This is a genomic window from Pseudomonas sp. LBUM1674, assembly GCF_059695635.1.
Window position 1 is genome coordinate 5660765 of record NZ_CP166779.1, and the last position, 18481, is coordinate 5679245.

Below are 18481 nucleotides of genomic sequence, written 5' to 3' on the forward strand. Positions count from 1 at the left end.
GGCGGTCTGTAATACACCGCAACCCCCTCACTGACACCCCAGCCGCAAAACCCCAACCGAACAACTATCCTTCATAAAGGTCAACCAAGGGAGAACAACGGACCGGAGGGATGTTCATCGTGCATATCGCTGACATAACCATGTTCTACGCCCCTGCCAGCGGTGGCGTGCGCACTTATCTGGATGCAAAACATCGTCGCCTGGGCATCAAGCCGGGCATTCGCCACAGTTTACTGATCCCCGGATCGTCCTTGAGTGAACAGGATGGCGTTTACACGGTTCCGGCACCCGCCCTGCCCTTCGGCAAAGGTTATCGTTTTCCCCTCCGTCTCGCGCCCTGGCGCAATGTCCTGCAGGATTTGCAGCCCGACCTGATCGAAGTCGGCGACCCTTACCTCACCGCCTGGGCTGCGCTGGATGCCCGCAGGCAACTCGATGTGCCGGTGATCGGCTTTTATCATTCGGACCTGCCGCTGCTGGTCAGCAATCGTATGGGCAACTGGGTCACGACCAATGTCGAAGCCTATGTCAGCAAGCTCTATGGCAACTTCGACCGGGTCCTGGCGCCGAGCCGGGTGATGGCCGACAAGCTGACCGGTCTGGGGGTGAAGAACGTTTTTGTGCAGCCCTTGGGCGTCGACCTGCAGACCTTCCATCCCTCTGCACGGGACCCGGGCCTGCGGGCCGAATTGGGGATTGATGAAAATACTCACCTGCTGATCTTCGCCGGACGCGGCTCCAAGGAAAAAAACCTGCCGGTCCTGCTCGACTGCATGAAACGATTGGGGCGACGCTATCACCTGCTGCTGGTCGGTTCGTCGATGCCAGCCCTGGTGCCGGATAACGTCACCGTGGTCGATGAATTCTGCCCGGCGGCGCAAGTCGCCCGGCTGATGGCCAGCGCCGATGCGCTGTTGCATGCCGGGGATCAGGAAACCTTCGGCCTGGTGATTCTTGAAGCCATGGCCAGTGGCATTCCGGTGGTGGCCGTGGCGGCAGGGGCGTTTCAGGAAATCGTCACCGATCAATGTGGCCTGCTGTGCCCGCCGAACAATTCAATGGCGATGGCCAACGCTGTGCGCGAACTGTTCGGTTCGGGGAGCGCCGTCTTGGGCAAACAGGCCCGCCGCCATGCCGAGCAGCATTACTCCTGGGATACGGTGGTCAACAGCCTGCTGGGGCACTATCACGCCGTGCTCGGCAGCCACTGGCCGCTGATTGCCAATGGTTGAGCTCATGAGCCGGCCCAGCCTGTTACTGGTGCTGCACGATGTCGCACCGCAAACCTGGGCCGATTACCAACCCTTTGTCGCTGCCGTCGACGCCTTGGGCGCGGTGCCAATGACCTGGCTGGTGGTGCCCGATTTTCACAAGCACAATAATCTGGACGTCCATCCGGAATTTCGACGTATGCTCACCGGCCGGGTCATCCGTGGTGACGAACTGGCGCTGCACGGCTACTTTCACTGCGACGAAGGCCCCGCGCCCAGCACGCCACGAGACTGGTTCATGCGCCGGATCTATACCCACGAAGGCGAGTTCTACAGCCTGTCCCAAGACACCGCCCTCGCCCGCCTGCGCGCCGGCATCGAGGTGTTCCGCCGTTACGACTGGCCACTGGCAGGTTTCGTCGCCCCGGCCTGGCTGATGAGTGAAGGCACGCGCCAGGCCTTGCGCCAACTGCCTCTGAGTTACACCAGTGATCCGCAACACCTGTACCGCCTGCCGGATTTCTCTGCGGTCGACGCCCCCGGGCTGGTCTGGAGTGCACGCAGTGCCTGGCGTCGGGGCGTGTCGAAACTGCTCAGCGACCAGCGCGAACTACGCTGGCGGCAGGCGCCGGTGATTCGCCTTGGCCTGCACCCGGTGGACATGCGCCATCAGTTCTCCCGTACTTACTGGCTGCAGACGCTCAAGCGCCTGCTCGACGAGGGTCGCGTGCCGATGACCAAGTCTCATTGGTTGTCATTGCGAACCGACCGTGTCGGACGCGCCGCATGAGTCGCGGGATTCTGCTGCTCGTCGCGCTGCTCGCTGCGGTGCTGATTCCGTCACTACTGGGCGGTAACGAAACCTGGTCTCGACTGCAAAAATTTCCGCTGCAATGGCTGCTGATCATGTTTGGCATGATCCTGCTGTGCTGGGTGCTCAACACAATGCGCTTGCGTTTGTTGCTGGGGGATCAGCGCGACAAGGTGAGCCGGGTCAAAAGCCTCGGGGTGGTCATGGCCGCCGAGTTCGCTTATTGCGCCACGCCCGGCGGCAGCGGCGGACCGCTGACCATCATGGCATTGCTGGCGCGCAATGGCGTGCGTCCGGCCAGGGGCAGCGCCGTGTTCGCCATGGATCAACTGAGCGACCTGCTGTTTTTCCTCTGCGCACTGAGCGGGATTCTGATTTATGCCCTGTTCCAACACTTGAGCGAACGCATGGAGTGGCTGCTGACCGTCAGCGCCGTGTCGATGTTTGGCGGCTTGCTCACCTGCGTGGTGGTGGCGCGCTATCACCGTTTACTGATTCGTCTGAGCGGTCGCTTGCTCGTTCGTCTCAATGTCAAAGGCGCCACACGCCTGCGATGGGCGCGAAAACTCCTGCACTTCCTGGCAGCCTTCACGGACACGCTGAAGTTGCCCTTTCAGACATTGATCACGGTGTTTGCCCTGACTTGCCTGCATTGGGTCTTGCGCTATAGCGTGCTGTATCTGGCGTTGCGCGGGCTCGGAGCGGATTTGCAGTGGGCCTGGAGCTTTCTGATCCAGATGCTTTCATTGAGTGCGGGGCAATTCAGCCTGTTGCCCGGTGGTGCCGGGGCGGCGGAGCTGACCTCAGCGGCGTTGTTGGCGCCGATGGTGGGGAAATCCACTGCGGCGGCGGCGATTCTGATCTGGCGGGCGGTGACCTATTACTTCTATTTGCTGGTCGGCGGGCCGGTGTTTTTGCTGATGCTTGGGCGGCCGTTGTTGAAGAAATTGCTGAAGTTCAAGCAGGCTTAGGAAGTTGCCAGGGCTGAAGTTTTTTTTGATCGTGTACATATCCGTTGCTGCGGTAACGGCCGCTTGGGGTTCCGCCGTCAGGGCGGAACCCCAAGTCGCCGTGACGACAAAAACGGATATGTACACGATCAAAAAACCGGGACGGCCATAACTCGAAGAATATCTCCAGGCTTCAAGACCTATTCACCGATAACCCGTCAACTGCAGGTACAAAGTCAGGCTCGGGATTCAAAGCGTCCCACAACTCGGCAGCACCAGGAAACTCCGTACCATCCTCAGCGCTCAAATCTTGCGGATCATAACGGCTCAAACACCCCTCACCCAACGTGGCGGGCGCCCTTGAAGTGGCTTTATCGAGTGGATCGGCCATAAACATATCCTCAGGTCAAAAACGACAAAAGGCCTGACGCGATTGAACGCCCAGGCCCTTCGAATTTCAACCGCGCAGTATCGCTGTCAGAACACAACGGTCTTGTTGCCGTGCACCAACACCCGATCTTCCAGGTGATAACGCAGGCCACGAGCCAGTACCATCTTCTCGACGTCGCGACCGAAACGCACCATGTCTTCGATGCTGTCGCTGTGGCTGACGCGCACCACGTCCTGTTCGATGATCGGACCGGCGTCCAGCTCTTCGGTCACATAATGGCAAGTAGCGCCGATCAACTTCACGCCACGCAAGGATGCCTGGTGATACGGCTTGGCACCGACAAACGACGGCAGGAAGCTGTGGTGAATGTTGATGACCTTATGGGCATATTCACTGCACAGCGCGGGCGGCAGGATCTGCATGTATCGGGCAAGTACCACCACTTCGGCATCGTGCTGTTTGACCAGGCGCGAGACTTCGGCGAATGCCGGCTCTTTATCCTGCGCATTGACCGGCACATGGTAGTAAGGAATGCCGTGCCACTCGACCATGCTGCGCAAATCGTCATGGTTGGAAATCACGCAGGAAATTTCACAATCCAGTTCGTCGCTGTGCCAGCGATGCAGCAAGTCGGCCAGGCAGTGAGACTCGCGACTGGCCATCAACACCACGCGCTTCTTCTGCTCGGTATCGGTGATGCGCCAGTTCATCGAGAACTCTTCGGCAATGGGTGCAAACGCTTCGCGAAAGGCTTCGATACCGAAGGGCAGCGAATCGGCACGAATTTCGTGACGCATGAAGAACCAGCCACTGAGATTGTCCGAGTGGTGGCTCGCTTCAGTGATCCAGCCATTGTGTGACGCCAGAAAGTTACTGACTTTAGCAACGATGCCGACGCGGTCCGGGCAAGCAATCACCAGCCGAAATGTGCGCATGAGGGTCAAACTCCAGAACTTCGCAAAGGCCGCCATTCTAGCGATTGCGCAGCAAAACTGCAGTATTGATCACGTCTTGCGTTGCACGAAGGCTGGCGACACGGGTTCCGGCTACACCTGTCACCCGCGCGATGGTGTTCTTATAGCCATTCTTCAAGTGCCCAAATGTGACTATCTGTGATGCCTGGTGACGATCATTTAACTGCGCCTCCGATTTGGGACCTATTCAACGCAACTAAATTAAATAAACTCCGGTTAAATGTTTACTTGATGAAACAGCCTGACTATTATTGCCGCACTGTCACCTAGCACCCAGCGCCCAACATAAGGTAGTCCTCATGTCCTTGATCAACGAATACCGTGCCACCGAAGAAGCTATCAAAGAGCTGCAAGCCCGTTTGAAGAATCTGTCCCAAGACGACAAACTGCAAACCGAGCTGGAATTCGAAGGCAAACTGCGCACCCTGATGGGTGAATACTCCAAGTCCCTGCGCGACATCATCGCGCTGCTGGATCCAGAGTCCAAAACCAAAGCTCCGCGCGGTGGCGCAGTAAAAACTACCGGCACCAAACGTGCTCGCAAAGTTAAACAATACAAAAACCCGCACAACGGCGAAGTCATCGAAACCAAAGGTGGCAACCACAAAACTCTGAAAGAGTGGAAAGCCAAGTGGGGCGGTGATGTGGTTGAGGGTTGGGCTACTCTGCTGGGCTAAGCCGCAGCGCTTTGTCAAAGACTCGTCCGCGACAAAAAATAACGCCAGCAGATGCTGGCGTTTTTTTATGCCGGCGGTCAAGCCAGCGATATTTTCGTTTTCACAGACTCAAACGTTTGCGTAATTCCTGAACATAATGGTGCCATTCATTCAGCACCTCTCGCTGAAACGATGTAGCGGTAGCGCTCAATTGGGCTGAGGCTTCGGCGAAAGTTTCCAGGGTATTGGGCGCCCCCCACTCGAATGTCGTCAGACGCTTCTGACAGAATATTCGCCATTGCTGTTGCTCTTCGAAACTCAACGTATCGGGGAAGTTGCGTGCGCGATATCGAAACAATAATTCCGGCAAGCGTTCATCATCGAAAGGCCAATGCGCTTGTGCCAACTGTGCAGGGTCCGCCGCCCTGACTTGCTCACAAAGACGCCGATCGCGATCACCGATAAAACCATCGTATAACTGTTGCTCGGGATCCTGGCTCGGAGTGAAATCCTCGTTGGCATAAATGGCCTGAACTTTATCTCGCCAAACTGTTTGTGCGTCACTTAGTCGCAGCGCGCGCTCCTGGTAGAGCGCCATGTCCAGTCCCAGCCGTTGCTGATCTTTGGGACGAAGCACCGACAGCGGCGCCACCACGGGACATTTATTGATGTGGATGAGCTTGAGCGGTACCGGCAACTCGCCATCAGCCAGGTCATCGCGACGGGTATACAATCGCTGGCGCAAGGCTTCGGCATTCAGGTCAAGCAAGCCCTGGGGCTCGAGGTGCAAGTCACAGACAATCAAGGCGTTCTTGTTGCGCGGATGCCAGGCCAGGGGCAACACCACCCCGATATAGTTGCGCGCCGCCGAAAAACGTCCGGAAATGTGCACCATCGGCTGCATCAGTCGAATCTGATCCATCACTTTCTGTTTACCGCGCAATTGAAACAGCCAGTCATATAACTTCGGCTGCTTTGCGCGAATCAGCCGCGCAAGGGCAATCGTGGCGCGAACGTCCGACAGCGCTTCATGGGCATGGCCGTGATCGATACCGTTGGCGGCGCTCAGGCGCTCCAGCTTGAGCGTCACCCGCCCCTCATCATCCGTCGGCCAAACGAGGCCATCAGGGCGCAAGGCGTAAGCCGCACGCACCACATCGATCAGGTCCCACCGACTGTTGCCGCCTTGCCACTCACGCGCATACGGGTCGAAAAAATTGCGGTACAAGCTGTAACGGGTCATCTCGTCGTCGAAACGCAACGTGTTGTAACCGGCCCCACAGGTGCCGGGCGCAGCCAGTTGGGCATGCACCCGGGTCATGAAATCGGCTTCGCTCAAGCCTTGCCCGGCCAGTTGGGTCGGCGTGATACCGGTGATCGCGCACGCCGCGGGATGAGGCAGGATGTCATCACTGGGCTGACAATAAAGATTGACCGGCTCGTCTATTTCATTGAGTTCAAAGTCAGTGCGAATCCCCGCCACTTGCAGCGGACGGTCGCAACGGGGATTGATGCCCGTGGTTTCATAGTCGTACCAGAAGATCGAGGTCACGGGCTATTCCTGAACTGAAGATCGGCAAAGTCTAGGCGTTCACACCCCGCCCCGGCCAGTCATCTTGCCATTCAATCACCTCGGCCGCTTAATCGTGCACTACATAGTGATGTCGTTTTCCCCCGGGAGGCTGCTAGCATCCCACGGACAGACTCCCGATCAGGCCACATCATCAGGTTGCCCATGCTCGAGACCACAGCACCGCCAAGGAAAGCAACGCTGTCCCCGCCACTGGATACGCGGCTCCAGATCGAAACGCCGGAAGGCATCGACTTGCCATTGCGCCCGGCCGGGTTGATGGTGCGTGCGCTGGCGTTCTCCATCGACCTTGGCCTGCGTGGGTTGATCCTTGGCCTGCTGTTTATTGTCCTGGCATTTCTCGGCAAGCTCGGCGCCGGTCTTGGCTCGATCCTGCTGTTCGTGGTGAGCTGGTGGTACATGGTGCTGTTCGAGGTGCTCAATCAGGGCCGCTCGCCAGGCAAGCAGTGGATGGGCCTGCGGGTGGTCCATGACGATGGCACGCCAGTCGGCTGGTCTGCTTCGCTGCTGCGTAACCTGCTGCGATTTGTCGACATGTTGCCGTTTGGCTATTTCCTTGGGGCCATCAGCTGCCTGCAGCATCCCCACTTCAAGCGCCTCGGCGACCTGGCCGCCGGCACGCTGGTGATCTACCGCGAACAACCGCTCACCCGCCCCCAATTACCTGTCGCAGAGCCCCGGCGCCCGACCTTTGCCCTGGCGCTGGCCGAGCAACGCGCCATCCTCGGGTTTGCCGAACGCCAGGGTGAACTCTCTGAGGCGCGGGTCACTGAACTGGCGGCCATTCTCGCGCAACCCTTGCAGGTTCCAGCGCCACAGGCGGTGGCCGAGCTCAACGCAATTGCCCGCGGCTTACTGGGCCCCGCATGAAGCAAAGTCTTTTCGAGAATCGCCACAAGGCCGAATGGGAGCAGTTTTCCCAGCTGCTTGAAAGACTGGAACGAAACCAGCACGCCTCGCGTACCGCCCGTTTCCCAAGTGATTATCGTCGTCTCTGTCACCACCTGGCCTTGGCCCGGGAGCGCGGTTACAGCAGTTTCCTGATCGACTCATTGCAGCAACAGGTCCTGCGCGGCCATCAACAGCTTTATCGGCATCGCAGCCGACCGGGTGCCAAGGCGCTGGGTTTCATCCTGGCGGACTTTCCCCGACTGGTGCGTGAACAGTGGCGCTTCGTGCTCGCCGCCGGCCTGATGTTTTTTGGCAGCCTGATCGGTTTCGCCCTGCTGGTGTATCTGTTTCCGGACCTGATCTACAACCTGATCCCCGCCGAACAGGTCAGCGAGATGCAGAGCATGTATGACCCCAATGCCGGTCACCTGGGGCGCTCGGCGGAACGGGCGGCCAGTGAAAACTGGGTCATGTTCGGCTATTACATCATGCACAACATCGGCATTGCCTTTCAGACCTTCGCCAGCGGTCTGCTGTTTGGCCTGGGCAGCGCGTTTTTCCTGTTCTACAACGGCTTGATGATTGGCGCGGTGGCTGGGCACCTGACGCAAATCGGCTATGGCCAGACCTTCTGGTCCTTCGTGATCGGCCACGGTGCCTTCGAACTCAGTGCCATCGCCCTGGCGGGTGCCGCGGGCCTGCAACTGGGCTGGGCATTGATCGCACCGGGACGCTTGCGCCGCGCCGAGGCCTTGCGATTGGCAGCGGGTAAAAGTGTGCTGCTTATTTACGCAGTGATGGTGTTTCTGCTGATTGCAGCGTTTATCGAAGCTTATTGGTCGTCGATGACCGGAGTCGCGCCACTCACCAAGTACCTGGTCGGCGCGGCGCTCTGGTTACTGGTGGCGATGTATCTGCTGTTGGCCGGACGGACCCGCCATGCGCCTGAGTGACGCCAGTGTGGTGATTCGCCCGCGCCTCGGCTGGGAAGCCATGGACCTGGGCGTGCTGCTGAGTCAGCGCCACCGACGCCTGCTGATGACCAGTTGGGCCATCGTGACCTTGCCGATCTTCGCCCTGCTCAGCCTGCTGCTATGGGATTCACCCACCCTTGCCGTGTTTATTTTCTGGTGGCTCAAACCCGCGTTCGAACGCCTGCCGCTGTTCATCCTGTCCAAAGCCATGTTCGGTGAAACACCGACCTTGAAACAGGCGTTGCGCCAATGGCCGCGCTTGCTCAAGCCGCAACTGCTGGCCAGCCTGACCTGGCGACGCCTGAGCCTGAGCCGCAGCTTCCTGATGCCGGTCATGCAACTCGAAGGCCTCAAGGGTCAAGCGCGGGAGCAGCGTTTGCAGGTGCTGTTACAGCGTAACGCCGGCGCCGCGAAGTGGCTGACGATCATTGGCGTGCATCTGGAAGGCGCCCTGTGGATCGGCTTGATGGTGCTGTTCTACCTGTTCCTGCCGCAACAAGTAGAACTCGACTGGAGCTGGCAGACATTGATCTCCGCCGCCACACAGGACTGGCGCTGGCTGGAACACCTGACCAACTTGTTTTACGCACTGGTGCTGGTGGTCTGGGAACCGGTCTATGTGGCCTGCGGTTTCAGCCTTTACCTGAACCGGCGCACGGTGCTGGAGGCCTGGGATATCGAGCTGGCGTTCCGCCGCATGCGCCAACGCCTGGGCAGCGTCGCCGTCACCCTGCTACTGGCGGTGCTGCTGGTGCCAACGGCGCAATCCACGTGGGCCGCCGAGCCGATCATTTCACCCGACAGCCCGCGTCTTCTGGAGCAGCCGCTGACCAGCCAGGCCTCCCGGGACAGCATCAAGGCGATCCTCGACCAGCCTCCGTTCAAGAACAAGGAAACGGTCACGCGCTATCGTTTTGGCGAAGACACGCCGACCACCGCCTCCCCGAACAATGACCGAATACCCGAATGGCTGACAGCGCTGCTCAACCTGTCGACCACGCTGATTGAGGTTGTGCTGTGGGGGACAGTGGTCGGCACCATCGGCTTTTTGCTCTGGCGTTACCGGGACTGGTTGCAAGCCTTCGTCAGCCGCCGCCCGGTTTTGCCCGGTAAAATCGTGCGGCCGTTACCGCAGCAGGCGTTCGGCCTGGACCTGGACCGCGAAACCCTGCCCGCCGACATCGCCGCCAGCGCCGAACGCCTCTGGCAGACCCACCCCCGCGAAGCCCTCGGCTTGCTCTATCGCGCCCTGCTCAGCCACTTGCTGCATGACTTCGACCTGGCATTGAAACCCGCCGACACCGAGGGCCAGGTGCTGGACCACATCGAACGGCTGCAACAACCGGCGTTGCTGGCCTTCAGCAAGACCCTGACCGGGCACTGGCAGAACATGGCCTACGGGCATCGCCTGCCCCCCGCCCCCGTGCAACAACAACTCTGTGACGGCTGGCGTGCCTTGTTCGGCCCGGGAGCCGCCCGTTGAATCGACGCTCCGCGATTGCAGTCGGCGCCTTCCTCGCCGTGCTACTGGGCGCGCTGAGTATTTACCTGTACCTGCAGGCAACGCCGTATCAGGAGGTGATCGATCACGGTCCCTCGCCCGAGGCCCTGGCCAATCCATATCTCGCCGCCGAGCATTTCCTGCGCAGACAGGGCTTGACCGTCAGCCACGCCGACAGCCTCGACATCCTGCCCTCTATCGAACCGCGCCAGCATAGCCTGTTGTTGCTCGGTGACCGGTCCAACATGACCCCGCGCCAGATCGATCAAGTGATGAACTGGACCCGGGCCGGCGGGCGCCTGTTGTTCGTTGCCCAGTCGCTGTGGGATGAACAACTGGGCCAGAGCAATGACCTGCTGCTCGACCGGGTCCAGTTGCGCCAGTTGCTGAGCAAAAACCTCAAGGGCCCGCCACCCGACAGCAGGGCCGATCCCTACCCGAAGTTGACCAAGCTGTACCTTGAAGACGAAGACGCGCCGGCGTACGCCGGCTTCGACACCGCCTTCCATCTCGAAGACCCGAAAAACCTCGCCCAGGCCTGGGCCAACAGCGCCAAGGCCACGCATATGATGCAGCTCAATCACGGGCTCGGTTCGCTCATCGTGGTCACCGATGCCGACCTGTGGAAAACTCCGGCCATCGATCAGTACGACAACGCCTGGCTGCTCTGGTACCTGACCGCGGATACCCAGGTGACCCTGCTGTTCAACACCGATCACGACAGCCTGCTGACGTTGCTGCTGCGCTACTTCCCCCAGGCGCTGGTGGCGCTCATTGCCCTGATCGGTGTCTGGTTCTGGCGGGTCGGCGTGCGTCATGGCCCGGTGCTGGAACCGGCGCCGCGGGCCCGTCGGCAACTCCAGGAACATCTGCGCGCCAGTGCCGATTTTCTGTTCCGGCGCAAGGGTCAGGCCAACCTGCTGCACGCCTTGCAACTAGACATCCTGCGCCGCGTGCGGCGCCGTCATCCCGGTTTTGAACAACTCGGCACCGCCGAACAATGGCGGGTGCTCGCACGCCTGACCGGCCAATCCACACGCGCTATCAGCCAGGCCATGAGCCCGCGACCGGAGCAACGGCTTTCCAGCGTTGAATTCAGCCGTCAGGTCGCCCACCTGCAAATCTTGAGGAACGCCTTATGAGTGAACAGATCGAGCCCGACGCCCCGAGCCACGCCGACCAGCAACGCCAGCGCGCCAGTCAGTTGGCGCAGGCGGTGCGTAGCGAATTGCAGAAGGCGGTCATCGGCCAGGACGCGGTCATCGACGACGTGCTTACGGCCCTGATCGCGGGTGGCCATGTGCTGCTCGAAGGCGTGCCGGGACTGGGCAAGACCTTGCTGGTGCGGGCGCTGGCGCGCTGTTTCGGTGGCGAGTTCGCGCGTATTCAGTTCACCCCGGACCTGATGCCCAGCGATGTCACCGGGCACGCGGTGTATGACTTGCAGACCGAGCAATTCAAGCTGCGCAAGGGGCCGTTGTTCACCAACCTGTTGCTCGCCGACGAAATCAACCGCGCCCCGGCCAAAACCCAGGCGGCGCTGCTCGAAGCCATGCAGGAACGCCAAGTGACCCTCGAAGGCCGCGCCCTGCCCATCGTGCAGCCGTTCATGGTGCTGGCCACGCAAAACCCCATCGAACAGGAAGGTACTTACCCACTGCCGGAAGCCGAACTGGATCGCTTCATGCTCAAGGTCCGCATGGACTACCCCGACGCCGACCAGGAGCTGGACATGGTCCGCCAGGTCAGCCGCTCGACCCGGGCCGACATGCTCGACGTGCAACCGCTGCGCACGGTGTTGCAAGCCAAGGATGTGCTGGCCTTGCAGCGCATCGCCAGCGACCTGCCGCTGGACAATCAGGTCCTCGACTACGCCGTACGCCTGGCCCGCACCACCCGCAGCTGGCCCGGGCTGACCCTCGGTGCCGGGCCGCGGGCTTCCATCGCGCTGGTGCGTTGCGCCCGGGCGCGCGCGCTGTTGCGCGGTGGCGAGTTCGTGATTCCGGATGACATCAAGGGGTGTGCCCTGGCGGTATTGCGTCATCGCGTACGCCTCGCGCCGGAGCTGGACATCGAAGGGCTTGAGGTCGATCACGTGCTGCGCCAACTGCTCGATCAAGTGCCGGCACCGCGGTTGTGAAACCCTCCCGCCTGCTGTTGATCTGGCTCGCGATCCTGCTGGTCATCGGCATCGTCCTGGGCACATTGCGGGCGCTGGACATCGTGATTCCAGCGAGTCTGCCGTCGATCAGCTGGGGATTGCTCCTGGCACTACTGGCCCTGGCGATACTCGACGCCATTCTCCTCAAACGCCTGCCCTCGCCCCGCATACAGCGACACATGCCCGGCAGCCTGGCGCTCGGCCGTTGGGGCGACGTGCGACTGGAGGTCGAGCATGACTTTGCCCAGCCACTGAACATTCAGCTCTTCGATCACGTACCGCACGGCCTGAGTTTCGAAAACCTGCCCCTGTCGGTCGAGCTTCAACCCGGCCTGCGCAGCCAGATCGACTACCGCCTGCGCCCGCTCAAGCGCGGCCACTTCAGCTTCGAACGCTGCGAAATCAGCCTGCCGAGCCCATTGTGCCTGTGGTCCGACAAACGGCTGCTGAGCGTGACCGACATTACCCGCGTCTACCCCGACTTCGCCCGCCTCTACGGCGGCCAGCTGCTGGCGGTGGACAACTGGCTCAGCCAACTCGGCGTGCGCCAGCGCCAACGACGCGGCCTGGGCCTGGAATTTCATCAGCTACGGGAATTTCGCGAAGGCGACAGCCTGCGCCAGATCGACTGGAAAGCCACCGCCCGCCAGCGCACACCGATTGCGCGGGAGTACCAGGACGAGCGTGACCAGCAGATCATGTTCATGCTCGATTGCGGCCGGCGCATGCGCAGTCAGGACGATGAACTGTCGCACTTCGACCATGCACTCAATGCCTGCCTGCTGCTCAGTTACGTCGCCCTGCGCCAGGGTGATGCCGTGGGCCTTTGCACCTTTGCGCACGAGCAGCCACGCTACCTCGCCCCGGTCAAAGGCGCCGGCCAACTCAACCGATTGCTCAACCAGGTCTACGACCTCGACAGCGGCCAACGCAGTGCCGACTACCAGGGCGCTGCAACCAAGCTCTTGGCTCGGCAGAAACGCCGGGCCCTGGTGATAGTGGTCACCAACCTGCGGGACGAAGACGACGAAGAACTGCTCACCGCCGTCAAACGCCTGGGCAAGTCACATCGGGTGTTGGTCGCCAGCCTGCGCGAAGACGTGCTTGACCGTTTGCGTCACACACCGGTGCAGACCTTTTGCGAAGCGCTGACCTACTGCGGCACCGTGGACTTCCTCAATGCACGGGCCGAACTTCATGAGCGATTGAACGCCCATGGGGTGCCGGTGGTGGATACGATTGCTGTCGAGTTAGGCACCGCGTTGGTGACGCGCTATTTGGAATGGAAGAAGGCCGGGGTGTTTTAGTTGCTGCCACGACGTAACAGCAAGATCAAAAGATCGCAGCCTGCGGCAGCCCCTACATTGACCGCGTTCACCGACAGTGTTGCGGACGAACATTGACCCTGTAGGAGCTGCCGCAGGCTGCGATCTTCTGCTGTATCAGGCAGATGCCGGCATCGGCTGAAAACTGAAGTACTGCTTCAACGCCTCGACCAATTGCCCGTACTCCGGCGGTGCCCGTTGCAGGCAGAATCCGGCGTCGTAATGGTGGGGTGTCGCATCTTCATGGCACCACAGGCAGCAGGCATTGAGGTCGATCACCTGGTGGCAGCCACCTGCCATGGGGATTTTCAGGCGCAAATCGAAGTCGGCACCGATCATCATCGGCAACTGGCTGATGAGCATCAGCCCGTCTTCGGAGACGTTACCCAGAAAGCCAATGGGTTTGTCGGTAACGCTGTTGAACACTCGAAGAAAATACGGCAGTTGATGCCGCTCGATACGGCGGTCGATGAACATGCTGAATTCGCTACGCAAGGCCCTTAAGCAGAGCCGCACTAATGCTTCGGAACGGGCCTTCTACTATAAAGGCGCGCTCTCCCTGATCCTGGTGCGACAGTCTTTGAACCGCTTCCACTGACGCCTGCCGATCACAGGTGTTTCCCCGGCCTGGAAAAGGTTCTGAAACCGATCTATTCGACTATAGCTCACCACCGCCGCTGATCCAGTCTTCAATCGGGCTGCCGCCATCAGAACCGGGTCGGGCGAACGGTCGCGGTGCTGCGCAGCGGATACTGGCCAAGCGATTGCAAGGTTTCCAACCGGGCGCTCGCGCGGAAGGCATATTCACTCTGCGGGTACGAGGCGATGATGAACTGATAGGTTTGAGCGGCATCAACGAACAGTTTCTGACGTTCAAGACACAAACCGCGCATCATCGACACTTCCGGCCACAAATAAGACCGTGCCCTGCTTGCGCGTTCGACTTTGGACAGTTCGAGCATCACCTGCTCGCAATTGCCGCGATCATAGGCGCTGTAGGCGTTATTCAAATGATGGTTCATCGACCAACGGGTGCAGCCCGTGACACTGAGGGCAAGGGCGGCTATGAGCACGAATCGCATGAGGGGTCTCCTGTCTTGAGCTCTGTATCGACCCGTTGGCGGAAATCTTCAGGAATGTTCGTTTTAAAGAAACAAGCGAATAACAAAGTTCTTCACAAAAAGTAGTGCACACGAACAATGACTACACCTCGAGAGCATAGTAGCCTCACTCAGCGCTTGAACTCAGGAGTCTTTGCATGTCCGTCCGTCGTACCAAAATCGTCGCTACCCTTGGCCCGGCCAGTAACTCGCCGGAAGTTCTCGAACAGCTGATTCTGGCTGGCCTGGACGTCGCCCGTCTGAACTTCTCCCACGGCACCCCCGACGAGCACAAGGCTCGCGCGAAGCTGGTGCGCGACCTGGCAGCCAAGCACGGCCGTTTCGTCGCCCTGCTGGGTGACCTGCAAGGCCCGAAAATCCGTATCGCCAAATTCGCCAACAAGAAGATCGAGCTGAAGATCGGTGATCAATTCACCTTCTCCACCAGCCATCCTCTGACCGAAGGCACCCAGACCGTGGTCGGCATCGACTACCCGGACCTGGTCAAGGATTGCGGCGTGGGCGACGAGCTGCTGCTCGATGACGGTCGCGTGGTCATGCGCGTCGACACCGCCACGGCAACCGAATTGCACTGCACCGTGCTGATCGGTGGCCCGCTGTCGGACCACAAAGGCATCAACCGTCGCGGCGGTGGCCTGACTGCACCGGCGCTGACCGAAAAAGACAAGGCCGACATCAAGCTCGCCGCAGAAATGCAGGTCGACTACCTCGCCGTGTCCTTTCCGCGTGACGCCGCCGACATGGAATATGCCCGTCAACTGCGCGACGAAGCGGGCGGCACTGCCTGGCTGGTGGCGAAGATCGAACGCGCCGAAGCCGTGGCCGACGACGACACCCTCAATGAGCTGATCAAAGCCTCCGACGCCGTCATGGTTGCCCGTGGTGATCTGGGTGTGGAAATCGGCGACGCCGAGCTGGTGGGTATTCAGAAAAAGATCATTCTGCACGCACGCCGTCATAACAAGGCCGTGATCGTGGCGACCCAGATGATGGAGTCGATGATCCAGAACCCGATGCCGACCCGCGCCGAAGTGTCCGACGTGGCCAACGCCGTACTCGACTACACCGACGCCGTGATGCTGTCGGCCGAAAGTGCGGCCGGTCTGTACCCGCTGGAAGCTGTGCAGGCCATGGCCCGCATCTGCATCGGCGCTGAAAAGCACCCGACCAGCAAGACCTCCAGCCACCGCATCGGCAAGGTCTTCGAAAGCTGCGACCAGAGCATCGCCCTGGCCGCCATGTACACCGCCAACCACTTCCCGGGCGTGAAGGCGATCATCGCCCTGACCGAAAGTGGCTACACGCCGCTGATCATGTCGCGCATCCGCTCTTCGGTGCCGATCTACGCGTTCTCCCCGCACCGCGAAACCCAGGCCCGTGCGGCCATGTTCCGTGGTGTCTACACCGTACCGTTCGACCCGGCATCGTTGCCGCCTGAGCAAGTCAGCCAGGCCGCGATCGACGAGTTGCTCAAGCGCGGCGTCGTGGAGAAAGGCGACTGGGTCATCCTGACCAAGGGCGACAGCTACCACACCATTGGCGGCACCAACGGGATGAAGATCCTGCACGTTGGCGACCCGATGGTCTGAGTGATCGGTTGCTGAAAAACAAAAGCCCTGCCATGTGAATGGCGGGGCTTTTTGGTGCTCGTTCCCACGCTCTGCGTGGGAATGCCTCAACGGACGCTCCGCGTCCGCTCTAGGGACGCGGAGCGTCCCGGGCTGCATTCCCACGCGGAGCGTGGGAACGATCGACCGCGAAAATCAATGCCGGTTGATAAACCCCGACAACGCCGCAATCGCCTCCGGCGAGCGCAGCCGCTGGGTGAACAACGCGCCCTCTTCTTCTATGGTCTTGCGCAGCTGCTCGCGATCCGGGGCTTTCATCAATTGCTTGCTGATCCGCACCGCTTCCGGTGGCAGCGACTCGAAACGCAACGCCATCTCCCGCGCCTTGGCCAATGCCGCTTCGCCACTGCCCAGGGCTTCGGTCGCGATGCCCCATGCGGCAGCTTGCTCACCACTGAAACCTTCGCCCAGCAACAACAATTGCGCCGCTTTGGCCTGCCCCAGCAACCGCGGCAGGATCAGGCTGGAACCGAATTCCGGGCACAAACCGAGGTTGACGAACGGCATGCGCAACCGCGCATCCGAGCTGATGTACACCAAATCGCAATGCAGCAGCATTGTCGTGCCAATGCCCACCGCAGCACCGGCCACGGCGGCAATCACCGGCTTGCGGCATTCGAGCAGGCTGAGCATGAAATGAAACACCGGGCTGTCGAGGCTGGTCGGCGGTTGCTGCAGGAAGTCGGCGATGTCGTTGCCAGCGGTGAAGCACTCGGCGGACCCGGTGATCAGCACTGCGTTGATTTCCGGGTCGGTATCGGCCTGTTCCAGCGCTTCGGCCAAGTGGCTGTACATGGCGCGAGTCAGGGCGTTTTTCTTGTCGGGGCGGTTCAGACGCAGGGTCAGCAGGCCGCGTTCGCGCTCAAGTTGGATGGCATTGGTCATGGAGGTCTCGCGTCTGAAAAAATCAGCGCTCAACCGCGGGGCAGAAAAACATCGGCCAGCAGTTGGTTGCGCGGCAGTCCCGCCAGGTACAGGCGCCGGGCAAAGGCGTCGACACTGTCGGGAGCTCCGCAGAGTAAGGCTTGGGTTTGCCGGGAAACAAGCCGCAGTTGCGCCAAAGCCGCGGGCAACTCGGCCGGGATCCACAACTCGACGCTTAGATTCGGACGGTTGGCGGTCATGGCTTGCAGGGGTTTGGCCAGATAATGTTCATCGGCATCATGGGCCAGGTGAATAACGCGGATAGCGCCTTGGTGGTCCTGCCGCAGTGCTTCACGCAAAATGCCGAACAACGGTCCAAGCCCGGTGCCGGCGGCCAGCAGCCACAACGGCCGGGTATTCCAGTCCACATCGTAATGCAAGGCCCCGCCGCGCAACTCGCCGAGACGGATCGCATCGCCGATCCTCAATTGTCGGGCCGCATCGCTGAATTCCCCAGGCTGGCGACAGTCGAGGTGAAACTCCAGGAAGCGGTCTTCTTCCGGCAGGCTGGCGAGGGAGTACGGCCGCGCGACGTTGCCCGCCCACAACACCAGATGCTGCCCGGCGCTGTAGCGCAAAGGACGTTCCGGGGTCAGGCGCAAACGCAACACACTGGCGCTCAACCAATCGACGGCAGCCACCTGGGCCGGGCGACCGTCCTGTTGCGGGTCGAAGGTGTGTACCTGCAAGTCCTCGACCACCTGACACTGGCACGCCAGGCGCCAGCCTTGCTGACGCTGGTCCGCGCTCAGGGCATCGGGTCGGCTATCGTTCGGCAGCCCCTGTACACACTGCACCAGGCAGGCATGACAGCTACCGGCGCGGCAGCTGTAGGGCACTGACACACCGTTGCGATTCAAGGCATCGAGCAGATTGCTCCCGGCTGCAACAGACCATTGGCGCGCGCCGACCCGTAACTCAGGCATCAACGTTCTCCCATGCCGCCGCCGGCCACGCGGGTCAACGGCTCATCGAAGTGGCCCGTGAAAAACGCCAGCCACAGCAGTAGCAAGGCCAGGGCGAAGGTGCCAGCTGCGAGGGCAAAGCGTTTTAGCAAGAGGCGCTGGATAGCGTTATGGGGCAATCGTTGACTCACCATGCGAGGGGGGGTGTCAGAGTGTCCTACTCTACAGACCGAATGCCACTTTAGTGGGGCGACCGATAAATGACCATTCAATTTCCGGGGTGAAAAACCGACGTCAACGCCATGCCACACAGTCGACATGGGTATGCGACCAACGTTTGACCGACCGAGCGTGTGCAGGCCTGCGAGGCGCGGTATACTGCCGCGCCTTTTTAGCGTCGCGCCAGCTTGCCCGGCGTGCCTTGAAAGGTGCTTGCAACCGACCGATGCACCCAAGCTGCAAGCACC

Annotated in this window: 19 protein-coding genes; 11 read left to right on the plus strand and 8 right to left on the minus strand. The window is 60.7% G+C overall.

The features are described 5' to 3' along the window. The first annotated feature begins 110 nt into the window (after positions 1 to 110). Genes gpgS through gpgF form a run of 3 tightly spaced genes read left to right on the plus strand, consistent with a single transcriptional unit; the run spans position 111 to position 2993 of the window. Positions 111 to 1232, plus strand: a complete 1122-nt coding sequence (gpgS, locus tag ACA067_RS26060) for an N-acetylglucosaminyl phosphatidylglycerol synthase (protein ID WP_497459124.1) — start codon at positions 111 to 113, stop codon at positions 1230 to 1232. Continuing rightward, on the plus strand, positions 1225 to 2001 hold the full coding sequence (gene gpgD, locus ACA067_RS26065) for an N-acetylglucosaminyl phosphatidylglycerol deacetylase (RefSeq protein WP_497459125.1): 777 nt from the start codon (positions 1225 to 1227) through the stop codon (positions 1999 to 2001). The genes gpgS and gpgD overlap by 8 nt, the downstream gene beginning before the upstream one ends. Then, complete coding sequence (gene gpgF / locus ACA067_RS26070) at positions 1998 to 2993, plus strand: glucosaminyl phosphatidylglycerol flippase (RefSeq protein ID WP_497459126.1); 996 nt, start codon at positions 1998 to 2000, stop codon at positions 2991 to 2993. The genes gpgD and gpgF overlap by 4 nt, the downstream gene beginning before the upstream one ends. Before the next feature lie 172 nt (positions 2994 to 3165). On the opposite strand, the gene ACA067_RS26075 is transcribed toward gpgF, so the two are convergent. Further along, the gene (locus ACA067_RS26075; RefSeq protein ID WP_497459127.1) at positions 3166 to 3363 is read right to left on the minus strand and encodes a hypothetical protein; all 198 of its coding nucleotides are present in this window, start codon (positions 3361 to 3363) and stop codon (positions 3166 to 3168) included. An 86-nt stretch (positions 3364 to 3449) separates the two neighbouring features. Further along, positions 3450 to 4298, minus strand: coding sequence for a formyltetrahydrofolate deformylase (purU, locus tag ACA067_RS26080; protein WP_497459128.1), 849 nt, complete (start codon positions 4296 to 4298; stop codon positions 3450 to 3452). Positions 4299 to 4636: 338 nt separating this feature from the next. Between purU and mvaT the strand changes: the two genes are divergently transcribed. Continuing rightward, positions 4637 to 5014, plus strand: a complete 378-nt coding sequence (gene mvaT, locus ACA067_RS26085; protein ID WP_007933316.1) for a histone-like nucleoid-structuring protein MvaT — start codon at positions 4637 to 4639, stop codon at positions 5012 to 5014. A gap of 100 nt (positions 5015 to 5114) precedes the next feature. Here the strand turns inward: mvaT and sbcB are convergent, their stop codons facing one another. After that, positions 5115 to 6545 carry an exodeoxyribonuclease I gene (gene sbcB / locus ACA067_RS26090; RefSeq protein WP_497459129.1) on the minus strand — a complete coding sequence of 477 codons (1431 nt, stop codon included), beginning with the start codon at positions 6543 to 6545 and terminating at the stop codon, positions 5115 to 5117. A 183-nt stretch (positions 6546 to 6728) separates the two neighbouring features. On the opposite strand from sbcB, the gene ACA067_RS26095 reads away from it, so the two are divergent. Genes ACA067_RS26095 through ACA067_RS26120 form a run of 6 tightly spaced genes read left to right on the plus strand, consistent with a single transcriptional unit; the run spans position 6729 to position 13418 of the window. Beyond that, a complete protein-coding gene (locus ACA067_RS26095) occupies positions 6729 to 7454 on the plus strand; it encodes an RDD family protein (RefSeq protein WP_497459130.1) in 726 nt (241 codons plus the stop codon). Beyond that, complete coding sequence (locus tag ACA067_RS26100) at positions 7451 to 8428, plus strand: stage II sporulation protein M (protein WP_497459131.1); 978 nt, start codon at positions 7451 to 7453, stop codon at positions 8426 to 8428. Before ACA067_RS26095 ends, ACA067_RS26100 begins: the two co-directional genes overlap by 4 nt. Then, positions 8415 to 9932, plus strand: a complete 1518-nt coding sequence (locus ACA067_RS26105; RefSeq protein WP_497459132.1) for a DUF4129 domain-containing protein — start codon at positions 8415 to 8417, stop codon at positions 9930 to 9932. The genes ACA067_RS26100 and ACA067_RS26105 overlap by 14 nt, the downstream gene beginning before the upstream one ends. Then, positions 9929 to 11092, plus strand: coding sequence for a DUF4350 domain-containing protein (locus ACA067_RS26110; RefSeq protein WP_497459133.1), 1164 nt, complete (start codon positions 9929 to 9931; stop codon positions 11090 to 11092). Before ACA067_RS26105 ends, ACA067_RS26110 begins: the two co-directional genes overlap by 4 nt. Further along, entirely contained in the window at positions 11089 to 12090 is a 1002-nt protein-coding gene (locus ACA067_RS26115) for an AAA family ATPase (protein ID WP_497459134.1), read from the plus strand. The genes ACA067_RS26110 and ACA067_RS26115 overlap by 4 nt, the downstream gene beginning before the upstream one ends. Continuing rightward, positions 12087 to 13418, plus strand: a complete 1332-nt coding sequence (locus tag ACA067_RS26120; protein WP_497459135.1) for a DUF58 domain-containing protein — start codon at positions 12087 to 12089, stop codon at positions 13416 to 13418. The genes ACA067_RS26115 and ACA067_RS26120 overlap by 4 nt, the downstream gene beginning before the upstream one ends. 135 nt (positions 13419 to 13553) lie before the next feature. Here ACA067_RS26120 and ACA067_RS26125 read toward each other — a convergent pair whose 3' ends face one another. Together ACA067_RS26125 and ACA067_RS26130 are read right to left on the minus strand one after the other, a co-directional pair. After that, complete coding sequence (locus ACA067_RS26125) at positions 13554 to 13913, minus strand: PilZ domain-containing protein (RefSeq protein WP_497459136.1); 360 nt, start codon at positions 13911 to 13913, stop codon at positions 13554 to 13556. Positions 13914 to 14143: 230 nt separating this feature from the next. Next, on the minus strand, positions 14144 to 14518 hold the full coding sequence (locus ACA067_RS26130) for a tetratricopeptide repeat protein (RefSeq protein WP_497459137.1): 375 nt from the start codon (positions 14516 to 14518) through the stop codon (positions 14144 to 14146). A 176-nt stretch (positions 14519 to 14694) separates the two neighbouring features. Between ACA067_RS26130 and pyk the strand changes: the two genes are divergently transcribed. Beyond that, on the plus strand, positions 14695 to 16146 hold the full coding sequence (pyk, locus tag ACA067_RS26135) for a pyruvate kinase (RefSeq protein ID WP_497459138.1): 1452 nt from the start codon (positions 14695 to 14697) through the stop codon (positions 16144 to 16146). Between the two features lie 174 nt (positions 16147 to 16320). Here pyk and ACA067_RS26140 read toward each other — a convergent pair whose 3' ends face one another. Genes ACA067_RS26140 through ACA067_RS26150 form a run of 3 tightly spaced genes read right to left on the minus strand, consistent with a single transcriptional unit; the run spans position 16321 to position 18193 of the window. Then, positions 16321 to 17070 carry an enoyl-CoA hydratase-related protein gene (locus ACA067_RS26140; RefSeq protein ID WP_497459139.1) on the minus strand — a complete coding sequence of 250 codons (750 nt, stop codon included), beginning with the start codon at positions 17068 to 17070 and terminating at the stop codon, positions 16321 to 16323. Positions 17071 to 17099: 29 nt separating this feature from the next. Then, positions 17100 to 18035, minus strand: coding sequence for an iron-sulfur-binding ferredoxin reductase (locus ACA067_RS26145; protein ID WP_497459140.1), 936 nt, complete (start codon positions 18033 to 18035; stop codon positions 17100 to 17102). Beyond that, positions 18035 to 18193, minus strand: coding sequence for a hypothetical protein (locus ACA067_RS26150; protein ID WP_497462891.1), 159 nt, complete (start codon positions 18191 to 18193; stop codon positions 18035 to 18037). Before ACA067_RS26150 ends, ACA067_RS26145 begins: the two co-directional genes overlap by 1 nt. Positions 18194 to 18481: the final 288 nt, after the last annotated feature.